At 74.3% G+C, this 15993-nt stretch carries 14 protein-coding genes; 6 read left to right on the plus strand and 8 right to left on the minus strand.

Annotated features, from left to right (window positions below; genetic code table 11):
• Nucleotides 1–3: 3 nt before the first annotated feature.
• Nucleotides 4–1056 carry a beta-ketoacyl-[acyl-carrier-protein] synthase family protein gene (locus tag AC0AIB_RS19715; protein ID WP_328338459.1) on the plus strand — a complete coding sequence of 351 codons (1053 nt, stop codon included), beginning with the start codon at nucleotides 4–6 and terminating at the stop codon, nucleotides 1054–1056.
• Nucleotides 1057–1074: 18 nt separating this feature from the next.
• Here AC0AIB_RS19715 and AC0AIB_RS19720 read toward each other — a convergent pair whose 3' ends face one another.
• The 6 genes from AC0AIB_RS19720 to AC0AIB_RS19745 form a co-directional block, all read right to left on the minus strand.
• Nucleotides 1075–2100 carry an aminotransferase class I/II-fold pyridoxal phosphate-dependent enzyme gene (locus AC0AIB_RS19720; protein WP_328338461.1) on the minus strand — a complete coding sequence of 342 codons (1026 nt, stop codon included), beginning with the start codon at nucleotides 2098–2100 and terminating at the stop codon, nucleotides 1075–1077.
• Entirely contained in the window at nucleotides 2097–3380 is a 1284-nt protein-coding gene (locus AC0AIB_RS19725; RefSeq protein ID WP_328338462.1) for an FAD-dependent oxidoreductase, read from the minus strand. The genes AC0AIB_RS19720 and AC0AIB_RS19725 overlap by 4 nt, the downstream gene beginning before the upstream one ends.
• Nucleotides 3377–5077: a prenyltransferase/squalene oxidase repeat-containing protein gene (locus AC0AIB_RS19730; RefSeq protein WP_465097214.1), complete on the minus strand. Its 1701-nt coding sequence runs from the start codon at nucleotides 5075–5077 to the stop codon at nucleotides 3377–3379. Before AC0AIB_RS19730 ends, AC0AIB_RS19725 begins: the two co-directional genes overlap by 4 nt.
• Nucleotides 5074–6111, minus strand: a complete 1038-nt coding sequence (locus AC0AIB_RS19735) for a UbiA family prenyltransferase (RefSeq protein ID WP_328338465.1) — start codon at nucleotides 6109–6111, stop codon at nucleotides 5074–5076. The genes AC0AIB_RS19730 and AC0AIB_RS19735 overlap by 4 nt, the downstream gene beginning before the upstream one ends.
• The gene (locus tag AC0AIB_RS19740; RefSeq protein ID WP_328338467.1) at nucleotides 6108–7127 is read right to left on the minus strand and encodes a polyprenyl synthetase family protein; all 1020 of its coding nucleotides are present in this window, start codon (nucleotides 7125–7127) and stop codon (nucleotides 6108–6110) included. Before AC0AIB_RS19740 ends, AC0AIB_RS19735 begins: the two co-directional genes overlap by 4 nt.
• A 216-nt stretch (nucleotides 7128–7343) precedes the next feature.
• Nucleotides 7344–8384, minus strand: coding sequence for a methyltransferase (locus AC0AIB_RS19745; protein WP_328338469.1), 1041 nt, complete (start codon nucleotides 8382–8384; stop codon nucleotides 7344–7346).
• 183 nt (nucleotides 8385–8567) lie between these two features.
• On the opposite strand from AC0AIB_RS19745, the gene AC0AIB_RS19750 reads away from it, so the two are divergent.
• Entirely contained in the window at nucleotides 8568–9431 is an 864-nt protein-coding gene (locus AC0AIB_RS19750) for a TauD/TfdA dioxygenase family protein (protein WP_328338471.1), read from the plus strand.
• Between the two features lie 93 nt (nucleotides 9432–9524).
• Here AC0AIB_RS19750 and AC0AIB_RS19755 read toward each other — a convergent pair whose 3' ends face one another.
• On the minus strand, nucleotides 9525–10697 hold the full coding sequence (locus AC0AIB_RS19755; RefSeq protein WP_465097215.1) for a cytochrome P450: 1173 nt from the start codon (nucleotides 10695–10697) through the stop codon (nucleotides 9525–9527).
• A gap of 197 nt (nucleotides 10698–10894) precedes the next feature.
• Between AC0AIB_RS19755 and AC0AIB_RS19760 the strand changes: the two genes are divergently transcribed.
• A complete protein-coding gene (locus tag AC0AIB_RS19760) occupies nucleotides 10895–12073 on the plus strand; it encodes a nucleotide disphospho-sugar-binding domain-containing protein (protein ID WP_328338477.1) in 1179 nt (392 codons plus the stop codon).
• Nucleotides 12074–12122: 49 nt separating this feature from the next.
• A complete protein-coding gene (locus tag AC0AIB_RS19765; protein WP_328338479.1) occupies nucleotides 12123–13322 on the plus strand; it encodes a cytochrome P450 in 1200 nt (399 codons plus the stop codon).
• A 69-nt stretch (nucleotides 13323–13391) separates the two neighbouring features.
• On the opposite strand, the gene AC0AIB_RS19770 is transcribed toward AC0AIB_RS19765, so the two are convergent.
• Entirely contained in the window at nucleotides 13392–14804 is a 1413-nt protein-coding gene (locus tag AC0AIB_RS19770; RefSeq protein WP_328338481.1) for a condensation domain-containing protein, read from the minus strand.
• Between the two features lie 89 nt (nucleotides 14805–14893).
• Between AC0AIB_RS19770 and AC0AIB_RS19775 the strand changes: the two genes are divergently transcribed.
• Entirely contained in the window at nucleotides 14894–15568 is a 675-nt protein-coding gene (locus tag AC0AIB_RS19775) for a 4'-phosphopantetheinyl transferase family protein (protein ID WP_465097216.1), read from the plus strand.
• Between the two features lie 93 nt (nucleotides 15569–15661).
• A complete protein-coding gene (locus AC0AIB_RS19780) occupies nucleotides 15662–15943 on the plus strand; it encodes a phosphopantetheine-binding protein (RefSeq protein ID WP_328338485.1) in 282 nt (93 codons plus the stop codon).
• Nucleotides 15944–15993 lie beyond the last annotated feature (50 nt).

Raw genomic sequence — 15993 nt, forward strand, 5'->3', positions numbered from 1 at the left:
GCCGTGCCGGCAGTCCCGTCGACCGACCTGCACCTGATCCGGGCCGCCCGGCGGGCCTTCACCGGGCCGGCCGGGCTGATGCACGACCCGGCCCACCGGGAGCAGTCCCGGCACTACCTGACGGACCTGGCCCGGCAGGACGGTAGGGAGGTGCCGGCCGACCTGTTCGACACGGCGTCCGACTCGCTGGGTCAGTCCTACGCGGAGATGGCCGAGGCGCTGATCCGGGCGCTCGTCGGGCCGGACGAACCGGTGGACCTGCTCGTCCTGGCGTTCTCCCGGCACGACATGCTGCCCGGCCGGGCCACCGCCACCTACCTCAGTCACGTCTGCCCGGGGACTCCGCTCTCCTTCGCCGTCTGCGACCAGGGCTCGGCGGCGGCCTTCAGCGCGCTGCGGATCGCCCACGCGTACGCGTCGTCGGCCGGTTGCCGGCGGGTCCTGCTGATCGCCGTCGAGCAGGCCGTCCTGCCCTACGATCCACCGACGCCCGGCCCGGCCCGGCACCAGGGGGTCGCCCTGCTCTACCGCACCACCACGGCACCGCAGGCACCGGACGAGCACGGCCCGGCACCCGGCGACAGCCCGGCACCGGTGTCGGCGGGCGTCACCGCAGCAGCCGACCCGGCGCCGGATGCCGGGGCGGGGCCGCTCCCCGGATCCGGTGGCCCGGCGGCGTCCACAGGTGACGTGGTGGCTGCGTCGGCCCGGGTGTCGGTGCTCCGCCAGCACCCGGACGTGGCGGCCGACGACGTCGCCGCGCTGGCCGGGTCCGAACTGGCCGCGCTCGCGGCCGGACGCCCCGACGTCCGGGTGCTGCTGAGCGCCGACCTCGCCACGGCCTGGCCGGCGCACCCCGTCGAGCGGGTGACGGTCACGCCCCCGGGGCAGCCGACCACCGGCCTGTGGTGGACCCTGCTCGACCTGCTCGCCACCGACCCGGGCCGGCCCCGGCCGGTGCTGGCCGCCGACTACGACCCCGACCTGCGCTACCTCTGCCTGGTCGAGTGGGCGGGCGGCACGGCGGACCACCCACCGCCGCCCTCCGGCCGGTGAGCGGCCCCTACCGGCCCGTCAGAGTCCGGTAGCCAGGGCGGTACGGACGACGGCGCACAGCCGCGCGTTCGCCTCGTCCGTGCCGACGGTGATCCGTACCCCCGCGCCGGGGAGCGCCATCACCAGGATGCCCGCCTCCCGGGCCCGCTCGGCGAACGGGACCGCCCGCTCCCCCAGCGGTAGCCAGACGAAGTTCGCCTCGCTGGGGGCCACGGTGAGGCCGAGGCCGCGCAGCTCGTCGACCAGCCGGGTACGCGACGCCGCCAGCTCGGCGCACCGCCGGGTCAGCTCGGGGGTGACCGCCTCGTCCAGGCTCGCCACCGCCGCCGCCTGGGCCAGGCTGTTCGGGAAGAACACCGCACCCGTCATCGCGGCCGACGGCATCAGCCGGGGTGGCACCACCGCATAGCCGATCCGCAGCGCGGCCAGCCCGTACGCCTTGGAGAAGGTCCGCAGGACGCAGACGTTGTCGTGGGCGCGGTACAGCTCCATCCCGTCGGGCACCTGCGGATCGGTGACGAACTCCCGGTACGCCTCGTCGACGATCACCGGCACGTCGGCCGGAATCCGGCCCAGGAACTCCTCGACCTCGTCGCGGCGCAGCGCCGCCCCGGTCGGATTGTTGGGGTTGCACAGCAGCACGCACCGGGTCTCGTCGGTCACCGCGGCGGCCATCGCGGACAGGTCGTGGCGGTACCCGTCCATCGGTACGGGCACGTCCCGGGCCCCGACGTTGCGGATGATCAGCGGGTAGCCCTCGAAGGACAGCGCCGGGCGGACCACCTCCGGGCGCGGCCCGAGGGACTGCACGAGGTGCTGGCACAGCCCGGCCGAACCGGGCCCGACGAGGATCGACTCCGGCCCCACGCCCAGCCGGGCCGCCAACGCGCCCACCAGGGCGGCGGAGGTGCGGTCCGGATACCGCTGGAGGGCACCGGCCGCGTCCTCGACGATCCGCCGGATGCTCGGCAGCGGCGGGTACGGCGTCTCGTTCATCGACAGGTCGGCCGGCGGGTAGGTGCCCACGGTGGTCGCACTGGTCATCGTCGCTCACTTCGTTGCGGGGCCGGCGGGACGGGTTGGTGGGCGTGCCGGTCGACGAGCAGCCCGAGCTGGTACATCCGGTCGACCGGGGACAGCGGGCGGACGGTCGTGCCGGACAGGTTGCCGGCGGTGAGCGCGAGCAGCCGGGGGTTGGCCGCGGTGCGCCGCATCATCCGCCCCCCGAGCAGCCGGGGCAGCCCCGACACGCTGGTGAGCATGCGGGCCGCGCTGTGGCTGACCGTGGCGACGTGGTCGAGGTGGGGCCGGCGCGCGGCGTCGTAGTCCCGCAGCGCCCGGTCCACCCCGGCGTCGTCGGGGCGCCCCCGGGCGACGGTGAGGGTCGCCGCCAGGGTCTCGGCGTCGGCGAGTGAGCTGTTGACGCCCTGCGCCGCCATCGGGTGCACCGCGTGGGCGGCCTCGCCGACGAGGGCGAGCCCCGGCACGGCCAGCCGGGCCGCCCGCAGCCGGTAGACCGCCAGGAGTTGCCGTCGGTCCAGGTGGGCCCGCAGCGCCGTCCCCAGCGGCCGGATCGCGGGCACCTCGGCGAGCAGCCTGTCGCACCAGCCGGCCAGGTCGGCGGCGGTGCGTCCGCGGAACTCGTCCGGGGTCACCTGGACGTAGAGCCGGCAGCGCCCGCCGGGCAGCGGGTAGACCAGGCACAGTCCCCGTTCGGTGCGGTAGGCCGACACCTCGTCGGCCACCTCGACCCCTGCCACGTCGAAGGCGACCAGACCGTGCGGGTACTCCTGCCGGTCGACGTCGATGCCGGCCGCCTTGCGCAGCGGCGATGACATCCCGTCGGCGGCGACCACCAGCGCCGCCCGGATCTCCTGCTCGCCGTCGCCGCCGGTGACCCGGACGCCGGTCACCCGGCCGTCGGCGGCGCGCAGCGGGCCGGTGACCCGCTGCCCCCAGCGCATCTCGACGGTGGCGGGCAGCCCGTCGGCGAGCACGGCACGCAGGTCGCCGTAGTCGGCGCAGAGGATCTGCCGGTGCCGCCCCGGCAGGGTGCGGTAGTCGAGGGCGAGCAGCGGTCGGCCCTGCGGGTCGCGGATGGCCAGTTGGTCGACCGGGCACGCGCCGGTGGCCCGCAGGGCGTCGAGCAGGCCCCAGCCGTCGAGGATGCGTACCGTCTCGGGTTGGAGGATCTCGCCCTTCGCGATGGACGCGGGCCGGCGTTGCCGGTCGAGCACCAGCACCCGCAGCCCCCGTGCGCCGAGCGCGCGGGCGGCGGCCAGGCCGCCCGCCCCGGCGCCCACCACGACGACGTCGGCGCTCATCGGACGACCGCGCCGGGTGTGACGCCCGCCCGTCCCGCGACGGTACGCCGGTACTCCCCGAGCGCCCGCAGCGCGACCGCCTGGGTGATCACCGCGTTGGGGTAGCGCAGGTGGTGGCGGATGTAGTTGCAGACCCGGGTGGGCGGCCAACCGCCGTCCGACCCGGCGGCGGCAAGCAGCCAGCCGACCCCCCGGTCGATCGCGTCGGCGTGCCCTGGGTCGCCGGTGGCCAGCAGCCCCTGGACGGCCCAGCCGGTCTCCTCCACCGACCCGGCGGTGCCGTCACCCGGCCCCCACGACCCGTCCGGCAGTTGGGTGTCGCGCAGCCAGCGGACCGCCCGGCGGACCACGTCGTGCCGGGCGTGGCCGACCCGGGACAGCGCCGCCACCACCACGGCCGTGCCGGAGGTGTGGTCGCGGTACCAGAGGTTCTCGTAGCTGCCGTCGGGGCGCGCGGCGGTCAGCAGCCAGGCCGCTGCGGCGGCGATCGCCGGGTGGTCGTCGGGGTGGCCGGCCTCGTGCAGGGCGAGCACGGCCTGGCTGGTGATGGCGGGGCACGGGCCGTCGTTGGCGAGCTTGGTGTCGCGTACCCACAGGCTCCACGAACCCCGGCTGTCCTGGCGGCCGACGAGCCAGGCCAGGCCGCTGCGCAGCACCGGATCGGCGGCGGCGTCGGGGTAGCCGGCGAGCGCCGAGAGGATCTCGGCGGACTCCAGCGTCACCGGCCAGCCGCCCACGTTGGAGTAGCTCCACCCGCCCGGCGGCACGTCCAGCACGGTGAACGCGGTCGGCTTCCGCGTGGCGTGGAAGAAGTCCCGGGTCGGGCCCAGCCGGGGGTCGGCGGCGTAGCCGGCGGCGATCAGCCCGGTCACCGCGTACCCGGAGCGGGTCAGGTCGAGGTTGGTCACCGCGTCCCAGGCGCCGTCGGGGCGGACCGCGCGGCGCAGCCAGCCCACCACGGCCGCCGCGATGTCCGGGGCCTCGCCGGAGCGGGCCAGGCCGAGCAGGACCAGGGCGGCGGGCCACGGGTCCTCGCTGAGCGCGCCGGTCCGGCCCTCGTGGTCGTAGATCGCGCGCAGCAGCCGCAGCGCCGCCGGGCGGGCCCGACGCAGGGTGGCCCGGCGCAGCCGACCGGTGGGCAGCAGGTCCGCCTGCATCAGGGCCAGCCCGATGAACGGCGCGGTACGGAACGACAGCCGCTGCCGGCGTACCCGGTCGAACAGGACGATCTCCAGCGGCAGCCGGCGCAGGGGGCCGGCCTCGGCGGTCATCCCGGCCATGGTGAGCAGTTGGCGGCAGAGCAGTGAGATGGCCGGGTCGGTCACCGTGTCGACGCCACCCATCGCGGCCAGCCGGGCGCGGCCAGCGGCGATCGCCTCGGCGCTGGCGGCCGGCGCGGTCAGGGCCAGCGCCGCGACCGCGACGGCGGTGGCGACGACCTCGCTGTCGGCCCCCACCACGCCACCCCAGCCGCCGTCGTCGTGCTGGTGCCGGCGCAGCCACCCGGTGCCGGCGTCGACCAGGTCGGCGCTGCCCACCGGGTCGGCGGCGTGCAGGGCGGCCACCGTTCCCGCGGTGCCCAGCACCGAGGCCGGCGGGTCGTCACCGAAGACCCCGTCGGGGCGCTGCCGACGCAGCAGCGCCTCCGCGCCGTCGGCGATGGCCCGGTCAAGGGCCTCGGTGGGCACAGCGGTCATGACACGTCCTCCAGGGCGGCTCGACGGGGGGTGGCCAGGGCCAGCGCCGGTCGTCCGGTGCCGAGTTCGTGGCGGGCACGCATCAGGTGCTGGGACCACCAGGTCAACCCGACCATCGGCAGGGCCAGCGCCAGTTGCACACCGACGCCGAGCCCCAGCCCGACCAGGGCGGAGGCCAGCACCACCCGCTCGACGACCAGGACGGCGTGTGCCCGCAGCGCCACCAGGACGGGCATCCCGGCGCGGTGCGCGACGAGCGGGGCGAGGGCGGCGACCCCCAGCGCCACGACGACGACCAGCGTCGCCAGGTAGCCGACCCGCCGGTCCGGCCCGGCCAGCAGGCCGGCGGTGACCGCGGCGGTGACGGTGACGGCGGCGAGGGCCAGCACGGTGTGCACCGCGAACGGCACGCCCCGGCGCACCGGCAGCGTCAGGTAGCCGCCGGCCCGGTCGCCGTCGATGTCGCGTAACGCCCCGACCAGGTTGGACATCGTGTCGTGCGACCAGAACACGACGGTCGACGCGAGCAGCACCGGCACCGTCGAGGGGACGTCCGGGGACAGCCCGACGGTCAGCGCGCCGTAGAGCAGCGCGATCGCACCGAGCGCACCCCGGACGAGATTGCCGGCGATACCGCGCGCCTTGCCCCAGCGGCTGTAGGCGACGATGCCGAACGCGGCGAGCAGCGCGGCCGAGGTGGTGCCCCACCCGCCGAGCACCGCCAGCAGCGCGAGGAGGGCGAAGCAGGCACCGCCGCACCACAGTGCCGTGCGGGCGGGCAGCCGGCCGGACGGGATCGGTCGGTGTGGTTTGCTGCCGGCGTCGAGTTCCCTGTCGAAGTAGTCGCCGAGGTAGTGGCCGCCGAGCCAGCCGGCGGTCGGCGCGGCCCACGCCGACGCCAGCAGCCACGGGTGGTGCGGGCCGTCGGCCAGGGCCGCCCCGGCGAGGCCGACCAGCCCGACATACCAGAGGGTGTACGGCCGCCAGGTCTCGACGTGTGCCCGCAGCGCCCGTACCGCGCCGGTCGTGCTCACGCCGCCTCGCTCGTCATCCAGTGCGCGATGCCGGCGAGCACGTCGGCGCTGGCGGAGGGGGTGAGCGCGACCAGCTCGGCCAGTGCCCGTTCGGCGTGCTCCACCATCTGCCGACGGGCACCCCGCACCGCGTCGACCTCGTCGAGCAGGCCGGCGACCCACTCGACGTCACCCGGGCCGGCCCCCCGCCGGTGCAGCACCGCCATCAGCTCGACCCGGGACTCGTCGGTGGCCGCGTCGTAGGCGAGCAGCAGTGGCAGGGTCGGCCGGCCGTTGTTGAGGTCGCTGGTCGCCGGCTTACCTGTCTGTTCCGGGGTGGCCACGTAGGACAGCAGGTCGTCGCGGATCTGGAAGGCGATGCCCAGGTGTTCGCCGTAGCGGGCCAGCCCGGCCGCGACCTGCGGGTCGGCACCACCGAGCAATGCGCCGACGTGGCACACGGCGCGGAACAACGCGCCGGTCTTCAACCGGATCATCTCCGGGTACCACCGGGCGCCCGCGTCCAGGTCGCCGACGAGCTGGGTTTCGAGCATCTGGCCCCGGCACAGGTCCCGCCCCGCCTCGGCCAACGCCGCGACGGCGGCCGCGACGTGCCCGGGAGGTGCCGCCGCACCTGCTTCCACAATGGACTGAAAAGCCGTGAAGATGAGGTGGTCACCCACGACGATGGCGTCGGGGATCCCGAAGGCGACAGGCACTGCGGGGCGGCCCCGCCGCAGCGTGTCGGCGTCGATGATGTCGTCGTGCACGAGCGTGGCGACGTGCAGGTATTCCATCCCCAGCGCGGCGGGCAGGACGTCGGACGGCGACCCGCCCACCGCCTCCGCCGCGTGCAGCGTCATCATCGGCCGGAGCAGTTTGCCCGCCGGCAGCAGAGCGTAGCGGGCGATCGTGACCAACGGGTCGGTCGTCTCCGGCCACCGGCGTTCGAGTTCCGCGTGCAGCAGCCGCCCCGATTCGCTGCGGGCAAGGTCGTCGATGAAGGGCGGAAAGCGCGTGAAACCAGTAACCGTCATAGCGTGTCGACCCTTTCGCAAAGGCTCGGCCCAGCCGGCACGCGAGACGTTACCTGCCGACCCCGCCCCGAACAACCATGGGAAAAATGGGCCCACGATGGAGGGACACGAATGCCGCGAACATGTTCGCCATCAAATCGGTCGATGCGCAGAGAAATCTGCCGACCTGCTCACCGTGCGTCACACCGATCGATGAGATTAGGTACGAACGTCTGATCACCGGCCGTCGGATCGGGCATCCGCGGCGAACTCCAACAGGGTCAGTCCACCGGTGCCGTGATAGGCCCCGACCGGCGCCAGGCCCGCCGCCGCGGCCAACGCCACGTGCTCGGGTTCACCCCGCTCGCGCCCACCCACCAGCACCAGCATCTGGAGGTCGTACGGGGACCGGTGCGGCACGTACGGGTCGGTCGGCAGCACCTCCACCACCAGCACCCGACCGGTGCCCCCGGCCGCCTCGGCGCACCGGCGCAGGATCGCCGTCGCGTGGGCGTCGCTCCAGTCGGTGAGCGCCCGGGACACCACGTAGACGTCGGCGCCGGCCGGCAACTCGGCGAAGAAGTCCCCGACCACCGTGTCGACCCGGTCCGCCAGCCCGTGCGCGGCGAACGTCCGGGCCGCCGTCGCCACCGGCTCGCTCCGGTCGACCAGGGTGCCCCGCAGGTGCGGGTGGGTGCCGAGCAGTTCCCGCAGCAACCCGCCGGCACCTCCGGCGACGTCCACGACATGGCCGACCCGGTGCCACGGATAGAGCGCCGCCACCTGGGGCGCGGTGAACCGCTGCTGGCTGAGCATCAACGCGTCGAAGTAGGCCCGGTAGGACGGGTGCGCGTCGAGATCCGCCCAGAAGTCGCGCCCGTGCACCGCCCGGTAGCCGGGCCCACCGGTGCGGATGGCGTGCGGCAGCCCGGTGTAGGCGAGGTCCATCCGTGCCCCCAGACCGTCGAGATCCAGGTAGCCGCCGTGCCCGCCGCCGTCGCGGTCGCGGAGCAGTTCGCCGACGTCGGTCAGCGCGAACTCGTCAGGCGACGACTCGACGAACACCCCCCGGTGCACCAGGTAGCGCAGCAGCCGGCCCAGTGCGTCCGGGTCGACGTCGCACGCGGTGGCCAGCTCGTCGAGGCGGGTCACCCCGGCCGCGATCCGCTCCGGCACCCGCAGGGTCACCGCCGTGCGTACGGCGAACGGGGTGGCCAGGTCGGTCAGCCGGGCGAGCCGGGTGGCCGGGTCGTTCTCGGTCGAGGTATCGATCGTCACCCGGACAGCCTCCCCGTCGCACCCCGCGTCCACAATGGTCGCGCCCGGGGCCCTGGCCGTCGTCCATCGGCCCCGAATGCTCTCAGGGTCGGCGCGACGGCGTCAACATCGACGGTGGAGAACCCATTCACCGCCGTGGAAGAATGCGCCGACGGCCCCCCGCCCAGACCGGAGGAACCACCGATGACCACTTCCCTCGTGCCGGAGGTACGGCTCGTCGCGGGCGCCCTGGGCGCCGAGGTCCACGGCATCGACCTGAACACCCTGACCGACGAGGGCTTCGCCCACCTGCACCGGCTGCTACTCGCCCATCAGGTGGTCTTCGTCGCCGGCCAGACCGGGTTGACGCCGCAGGCGCACGTCGCCTTCGGCAGGCGCTTCGGCGAGGTCGAGCTGCACCCGTACCTGCCCCGGTTGGAGGGGCACCCGGAGATCGTCGTCATCGACTCCGAGAACGGCGGGAAGGTCGACGTCTGGCACACCGACATGACCTTCCACCAGAGCCCGCCGATCGCCTCCATCCTGCACCTGGTCCAGCTCCCCGAGACCGGCGGCGACACCATGTGGACCAACCAGTGCCGGGTGTACGAGGCGCTCTCCGCGCCGCTGCGGGACCTGCTCGACGGGTTGACCGCCATCCACGTCATCCGGATCGGCAACGAGTTCACCAGCCGGGCCGAGCACCCGGTGGTCCGGGTGCACCCGGAGACCGGCCGCCGCTCGCTCTACGTCAACCGGCTGTTCACCTCGCACATCCCGCAGCTCAGCCGCAACGAGAGCGACGCGCTGCTGGAATACCTGTTCGCGTTCTCCGAGGGGCCGCAGTTCACCTGCCGCTACCGCTGGCGGGTCGGCGACGTGGCGATCTGGGACAACCGGGTCACCCAGCACTACGCGATCAACGACTACGAGGGGGTACGGCGCGGGCAGCGGATCACCGTGCTCGGCGACCACCCGACCGGCGACGCGCCCCGGTGGGACCACTACGTCGCCGCCCCCGGCCAGCGCTACTGGCCGGACCGGGTCAACGCGGTGGACAACTACTGACCGCCCCGCCGGCGCGGCGACGTCGGTGGGGCGGGCTCCCGGCCGGTCCGGCGGCGGAACGCCGGAGTCGGCGGGCGGTGAGCGGCTTCCCGGTCACCAGGTGACCGGGAACGACGCGATGCCGCCGTTCATCCGGTCGTGCCGCCACGGGATCTCCTCGACCGGCACCGCGGGCGTCAGCCCCGGCAGGCGGCGCAGCAGTTCGCCGATCGACAGCTCCACCTGCATCCGGCCCAGCGCGGTGCCCAGGCAGAAGTGCGGTCCGAAGCCGAAGGTGAGGTGCGGCGCGCCCGGCACCCGGTCGATGTCGAAGACGTTGGGGTCGGGGAAGACCCGCGGGTCCCGGTTGCCCGCCCACGGGATCGCCATCACGCAGTCCCCGGCGCGCATCGCCACCGGGCCGAGGGTCAGGTCCTCGCGCACCACCTGGACCCGGAACATGCTGCTCACCGAGGTGTAACGGAGGATCTCGTCGGTCGCCGAGGACAGCTTCCCCGGGTCGGCCCGCAGCTTCGCCAACTGCTCGGGGTGTTGGAACAGCGCGCGCAGCCCGGCGCTCGTGGAGTTGATCTCCAGCCCGCCGAGCAGCACCCCCATCGCCAGCTCGACCAGCTCGGCGTCGACCAGCTCGTGCGCGTCCCGGCCGATCACCCAGGCCGAGAGCAGGTCGTCGCCGGGGGTCACCCGCTTGTGCGCCAACTGCCCGGCCAGGTACTCCCGCAGCTCCGCCTGCGCGACGGCGGCGTCGGCCGAGCCGTACGCGGTGACCGAGTTCAGCCCCTCGATCCACCCGTAGAACCGGGGCCGGTCGGCCACCGGAACCCCCAACACGTCGCAGACCACGTACACGGGCAGGGGCGCGACGAGCGCGGCGACCAGGTCGGCCGGGCGCGGGCCGGCCAGCAGGTCGTCGATCAGCGTGGCGACGAGCCGCTGCACCCGGGGGCGAAAGGTGTCGATGCGACGGGCGGTGAACGCCCGGCTGGCCACCCGGCGGACGACCGCGTGCGCCGGACCGTCCATGTTCAGCTCGCGGGGGCCGTCGCCGTCGGGAGCCCCGGTCGCACCCAGTGGGAGCCGGGAGAACCGGGGATCGGCCAGGACGGTGCAGCAGTCCTGGTAGCCGAGCACCAGCCAGGCCGGGCGGCCATCGGGCAACCGCACCCGGCTGACCGGGTCGGACACCACCATGTCGAGCAGCTCGCCCGGCAGGTCACCGGTGAACGGCTCGAACGGGTAGCCCCGCAGCTCGGAGACGACGGTCATGACGGGCCACCACCCGCCGGTCGGCGGTCCACATCGGGCACCGGGTAAGACTCGGCCATGGGGACGGCCGCCGTCAATATCCATTGGTACGACCGGCGACCTTCCGGGTACGGACGTCCATCGCCTAGCATCTGTGCACCAGGACTGCCGGTTGGTGCGCGGATGGGGCGGACTTGACTGCGGCTTTACGGATTCTGTTGTGCACGTGGGGCTGGCGGTCGCATTTCTACGGCCTGGTCCCGCTCGCCTGGGCGCTCCAGGCGGCCGGGCACGAGGTGCGGGTGGCCAGCCATCCCTCGCTGGTGCCGGCGATCAGTTCGGCCGGGCTGGCGGCGGTGCCGTTGGGCCGTGATCTCGACTTCGCCGAGGCGTTCGCGGGTCGGATCGGTGCGGTCGGCGCCCTCGACCCGGCCGTGTCCGCCGCCCCGGAGCCGACCGACACGCTCGAACCGGCGATCACCGCCGACGGGGGCGTGGTCCGGTTCGCCGACGCCCTCCTCGACGACCTGGTCGACTTCGGCCGGTCCTGGCGACCGGACCTGATGGTCTGGGAGCCGTTCAACCTCGCCGCCCCGGTGGCCGCCGCCGCGCTGGACGTGCCCGGCGTGCTGCACCTGTGGGGGCCGGACTCCTCGGTCACCCTCCGGCTCGACCCGGAGTCGGTACTCGGCCCGCTCGCCGGCCGGTTCGGGCTCACCGCCTCCGACGTGGACCTCACCGGCGTGCTGACGCTCGACCCGGTACCGCCGCCGATGCAGGTGCCGTCGGCCCGCCCCGGTCGGCCGGTCCGGTTCGTCCCGTACAACGGACCGGCCGTGCTGCCGTCCTGGCTGCACGGCCCGGCGGACCGGCCCCGGGTCTGCGTCACGGCGGGCACCATGATGGCCGGGGTCGGGCTCGACGACCGGCTGGGCCTCCCCCGGGTCATCCGGGCGGTCGCCGGGTTGGACGTCGAGGTCGTGGTGCTTGTCGAGCGGTCCCAGCAGGCCGGGCTCGGCCCGCTGCCGGGTAACGTCCGGCTGGTCGACGCCCCGCTGGCGCTGCGGCTGGTGCTGCCGACCTGCGCCGCGCTGGTGCAACAGGGCGGCGCCGGCAGCACCATGACGGCGCTCGGCTTCGGGGTCCCGCAGCTGATCCTGCCGCAGGTCAGCGACCAGCACTTCAACGGCGAGCGGCTGGCGGTCACCGGCGCGGGGACCTGGTTGTCCCCGACGGAGGCCGACGACGACACCCTCCGCGAGCTGGTCGGCGAGCTGATCGGCGACGGCCACTGGCGGGAGTCCGCGGCGCTGATGCGGGACCGGGTCCACGCGATGCCCGCCCCCGCCGAGGTGGTGCCGGCGCTGGTGGCCCTCGCCGCGCGCACCCGGAGCTGATCCACCGGCCTGTCGGACCACCCTGTCGGACCACCCTGAGGAGTCACAGATGACCCAGCCGTCGCCCATCCCGTATCCGCTCGCTCCGGCGCCCACGATCTACCACCCGTCGCCGGACTACACCAGGCTGCGGGAGACCTGCCCGGTGGCGCCCATCGCGCTGCCCGACGGGGCGTCGGCCTATCTCGCCACCCGGCACGCGGACGTCCGCCGGGTCTTCACCGACCTCCGGTTCAGCCGGGCCGCCGCTGCCGGCCCGGACCGCCCGACCCGGGAGCTGGGTTCACTCGCCGAGGACTCGCTGATCGGGATGGACCCGCCCCGGCACACGAAGATGCGCCGGGCGGTGTCGCACGCGTTCACCGTCCGCCGGGTGGAGGCGCTGCGCCCGACGGTGGCCGCGCTCGTCGACAGGTCGATCGACGAGATGATGGCGGCGGGCCCGCCGGCCGACCTGATCCCCCACCTGTCCGCGCCGCTGCCGATCTACGTGATCAGCAAGCTGTTCGGCATTCCCGAGCAGGACCAGGACCGGGTACGCCAGTGGTCCGACGCGCTCGTCGGTGACTGGGACGCCGACCCGGCGGCCCCGCAGGCCGCCCTGGACGCGTTCGGCGAGATGATCGTGGAGCGTCGCCGCAACCCCGGCGACGACCTGATGAGCGCGCTGATCAACGCCTGGGACACCCACGACGACCTCACCGAACGGGAGCTCGTCTCGGTCACCGCCGGCATCTTCGTCGGCGGGCACGAGACCACCACCAACCAGCTCAACCTGTTCCTGCTGGTGCTGGCCCGGCACCCCGAGCAGCTGGCCGGGTTGCGTGGTGACGACCCGGTCGCGGTGGCCCGCGCGGTCGAGGAGCTGTCCCGGTTCATCCAGCTCGGTGACAACGGCGTACTGCTGCCCCGGGTGACCACCGAGGAGGTGGAGCTCGGCGGGGTACGCCTGCCGGCGGGCACCCCGGTGCTCCCGGCGATCGCCTCGGCCAACCGTGACGCGTCGGTGTTCGCCGGGGCGGACACCCTCGACCTGACCCGGGTCGACAACCCGCACCTGGCGTTCGGTGCGGGCCCGCACCACTGCCTCGGCGCGGCGCTGGCCCGGATGGAGTTGCAGGAGGCGCTGGGCGCGCTGCTGCGCCGGCTGCCCGGCCTGCGCCTGGCCGTGCCCGAGGAGGAGCTGCGGTTCAAGCCCGGCCTGGTGGTCCGCAGCCTGGAGTCGCTGCCGGTGACCTGGGGCCGGTGACCCGGCGGCCGGTGACCCTGGCGGGCCCGGGGTGTCGGTCCGGCCGGGCTGCGCCGCGCCAGCCGGCGGTCAGCCGGTGGCCGGGCCGGGGGTGACCCGGGTCGGGGCGGCCGGGTCGAAGGCCGCCTCGACGGCCACCTCCTCCACCCCGCGCAGCAGCGCCTCGGCCTGGGCCTCGGTGAAACAGCCCAGGTCGAAGATGACCTGGAGGAAGATGGTGTCCGGGTGGTCCTCGACGGTGATGAACGCCTGCTCGGGCAGGTGGTCCAGGGTGCCGTCCCAGACCAGGAACGTCTCGCCCGCCTTGCGCCGGATCTGCTCCGGGGTCACCTCCCCGGCGCGGGCGGCGTCCTCGGCCGCCTGCCGGGTCACCACCCGCCGGTCGTTGATCCGCAGGGTGACCCGGGCCGGATGGCCACGCTCGTCGTCCAGCCGGGCGCTGGCCTCGGCGAGCTGCTCCGGGTCGTAGTAGGCGTACATCCCGGCGGCGACCGAGGCGCGCCGGGCCCGGGTCACCACCTCGTCCACTGTGGTGTCGATGGCGTCCACGGTGAGCACGCCGTTCTGGCTCAGCGGGGCGATCGCCTCGGCGAAGCCCGGCCGGAACCGGTTGCCCACGATGAGTTTGGCGGTCAACGGGCTGACCCCGGTGGCGCGGCCGACCGCCACGGCGATGACCGCGAGCAGCACCCGGGAGGTGTCCGTCCTGGTCCGTCGGGCGATGGCCTGCACCGCCAGGTAGGCGGCGGGTGAGCTGAACCGGCCGTGCCAGAACCGCCGGCCGTGCCGTCCGGCCGGGTTGGTGACCTCACCGAAGGTCGTCGGCGCGATGGTGCGCAGGTGCGCCTCCCAGTGGCGGACCGCCCGGTCGCTGACCCGTTGCAGCGCCGGCGTGCGTTCCCGCCGGCCGAGGTCGAGCAGCTGCACCGTACGCGGGTCGTAGTTGCGACGGGCCGCCAGGTCGACCAGCCCGAGGTCGGCCATCAGCAGGGCCGTCGCGGTGCCGTCGACCACCAGGTGGTCGAGGGTCAGCACCCGGTGCACCAGGGCGCCCCGGTGCCGGACCACCGCCATCCGCACCGACCAGTCCCGGTAGAGGTCGTAGTGGGCCAGCAGCCGGGCGTGGCCCAGTTCGTAGGCGAACTTCGCCACGTCGGCCGGGTCGGCGTCGTCGGGGACGTCGAGCACGTCGAGGGCGATCTCCCCGGCGGCGGACACCACCTGGCAGGGTTCGCCCCGCTCGTCGGTGCCCAGCCGCATCCGCAGCGCCGGATGCCGGCTCATCAGGTCGCCGAGCTGCGCCGCCACCTGCGCCACGGTGACCCCCGCCGGCACCGGGTGCGCGCCGCTGACGTTGTGCGTCCACCCGGTCTCCCGCATGTCCTGCATGATCGCCAGTTGACCCCAGGTCAGCGGCGCGGTCCCGGCCCCCGGGCCGGCGAACGGGACGAGCACCTGTGCCTCGGCGGTCTGCGCGAACATCGGTCAATCAGAGCAACGTGGATCGGCGCGTGTCAACGCCACAAATCGCCGCCCGTCGACCCGGCGACGACGGAGCTAGAGTACGGCCCATGCCCGACACCGTCCGGATCTGGATCGGGTCGGCCCGGGTGGGCCCGGACGAGTTGGCCCGGTACCGCGCGGTGCTCGACGCCGGGGAGCGGACCCGGGCGGCGGCGCTCACCCAGGCGACCGTCCGGGACCGGTTCACGGTGGCGCACGGCGCGCTGCGCCTCCTGGTGGGCCGGGCCCTGGACGCGCCACCCGAACGGCTCACCTGGCGGCGGGGTCGGCACGGCAAGCCGACGTTGGTCGACCCCGAGGGCGGGCCGCAGACGAGCCTGTCCTACTCCGCCGACCTCGTCGCGGTGGCGGTGGGCGGTGACCGGGCGATCGGGGTCGACATCCAGCATCCGTCGCCGGGGCTGGACCCGGTGGCCCTGGCCACCCGGTTCTTCGCCGCCGAAGAGGCGCGGCAGGTCGCTTCGGGGTCCACCCCGGCGACCCGGGCCGACCGGTTCGCCAGGTTGTGGGCGCGCAAGGAGGCGGTGGTCAAGGCCGCCGGCGACCGGCTCTGGCCCCATCTGGCGATGCCGGTGCACCAGGGCGACGTGGTGGAGTGCGGTGACCCCGTGGGCGTACACCGGGTCACCGACGTGGTGACCCCGGCCGGGTACCGGGTCGCGGTGGCCCTGGCGGGTGAGGCACGGTACGTCGTCGAGTCCTACCGGGGGCCAGTCGGGTGAGGCGGATCGGCACCGCGGACGAAGATCGGCGCACCCGTTGACACCCGCCGATCCGGTTTGCTCTGATGACTCCATGGTGGAGCGCAGGGTCCAGTGACAGAGCCCGACACGGTCACCGCGCCGCAGCTGCGTGCGCAGGTCGTCGACAGCATGACCACGCTGCTGACCCGGATGCTCAAACCCGGTGCGCCGGTCACCGAGCAGACCCAGCTCATGGACGATCTGGGCCTCAGCTCGTCCCTCGCGCTCGAGCTGCTGCTCGAGCTGGAGGACGAGCTGGAGATCCAGATCGACGTGGAAGACCTCGACGAGGACCGGATGACCACCGTCGGCGACCTGGCCGACTACATCACCGAGCACTGCACCCCCCGCTGACGGCCCGCGACGGGGCCTGGCCGGCGTTTCCGAAGGAGTCGTGTGCCGAC

Source organism: Micromonospora sp. DSM 43699 (assembly GCF_055517075.1).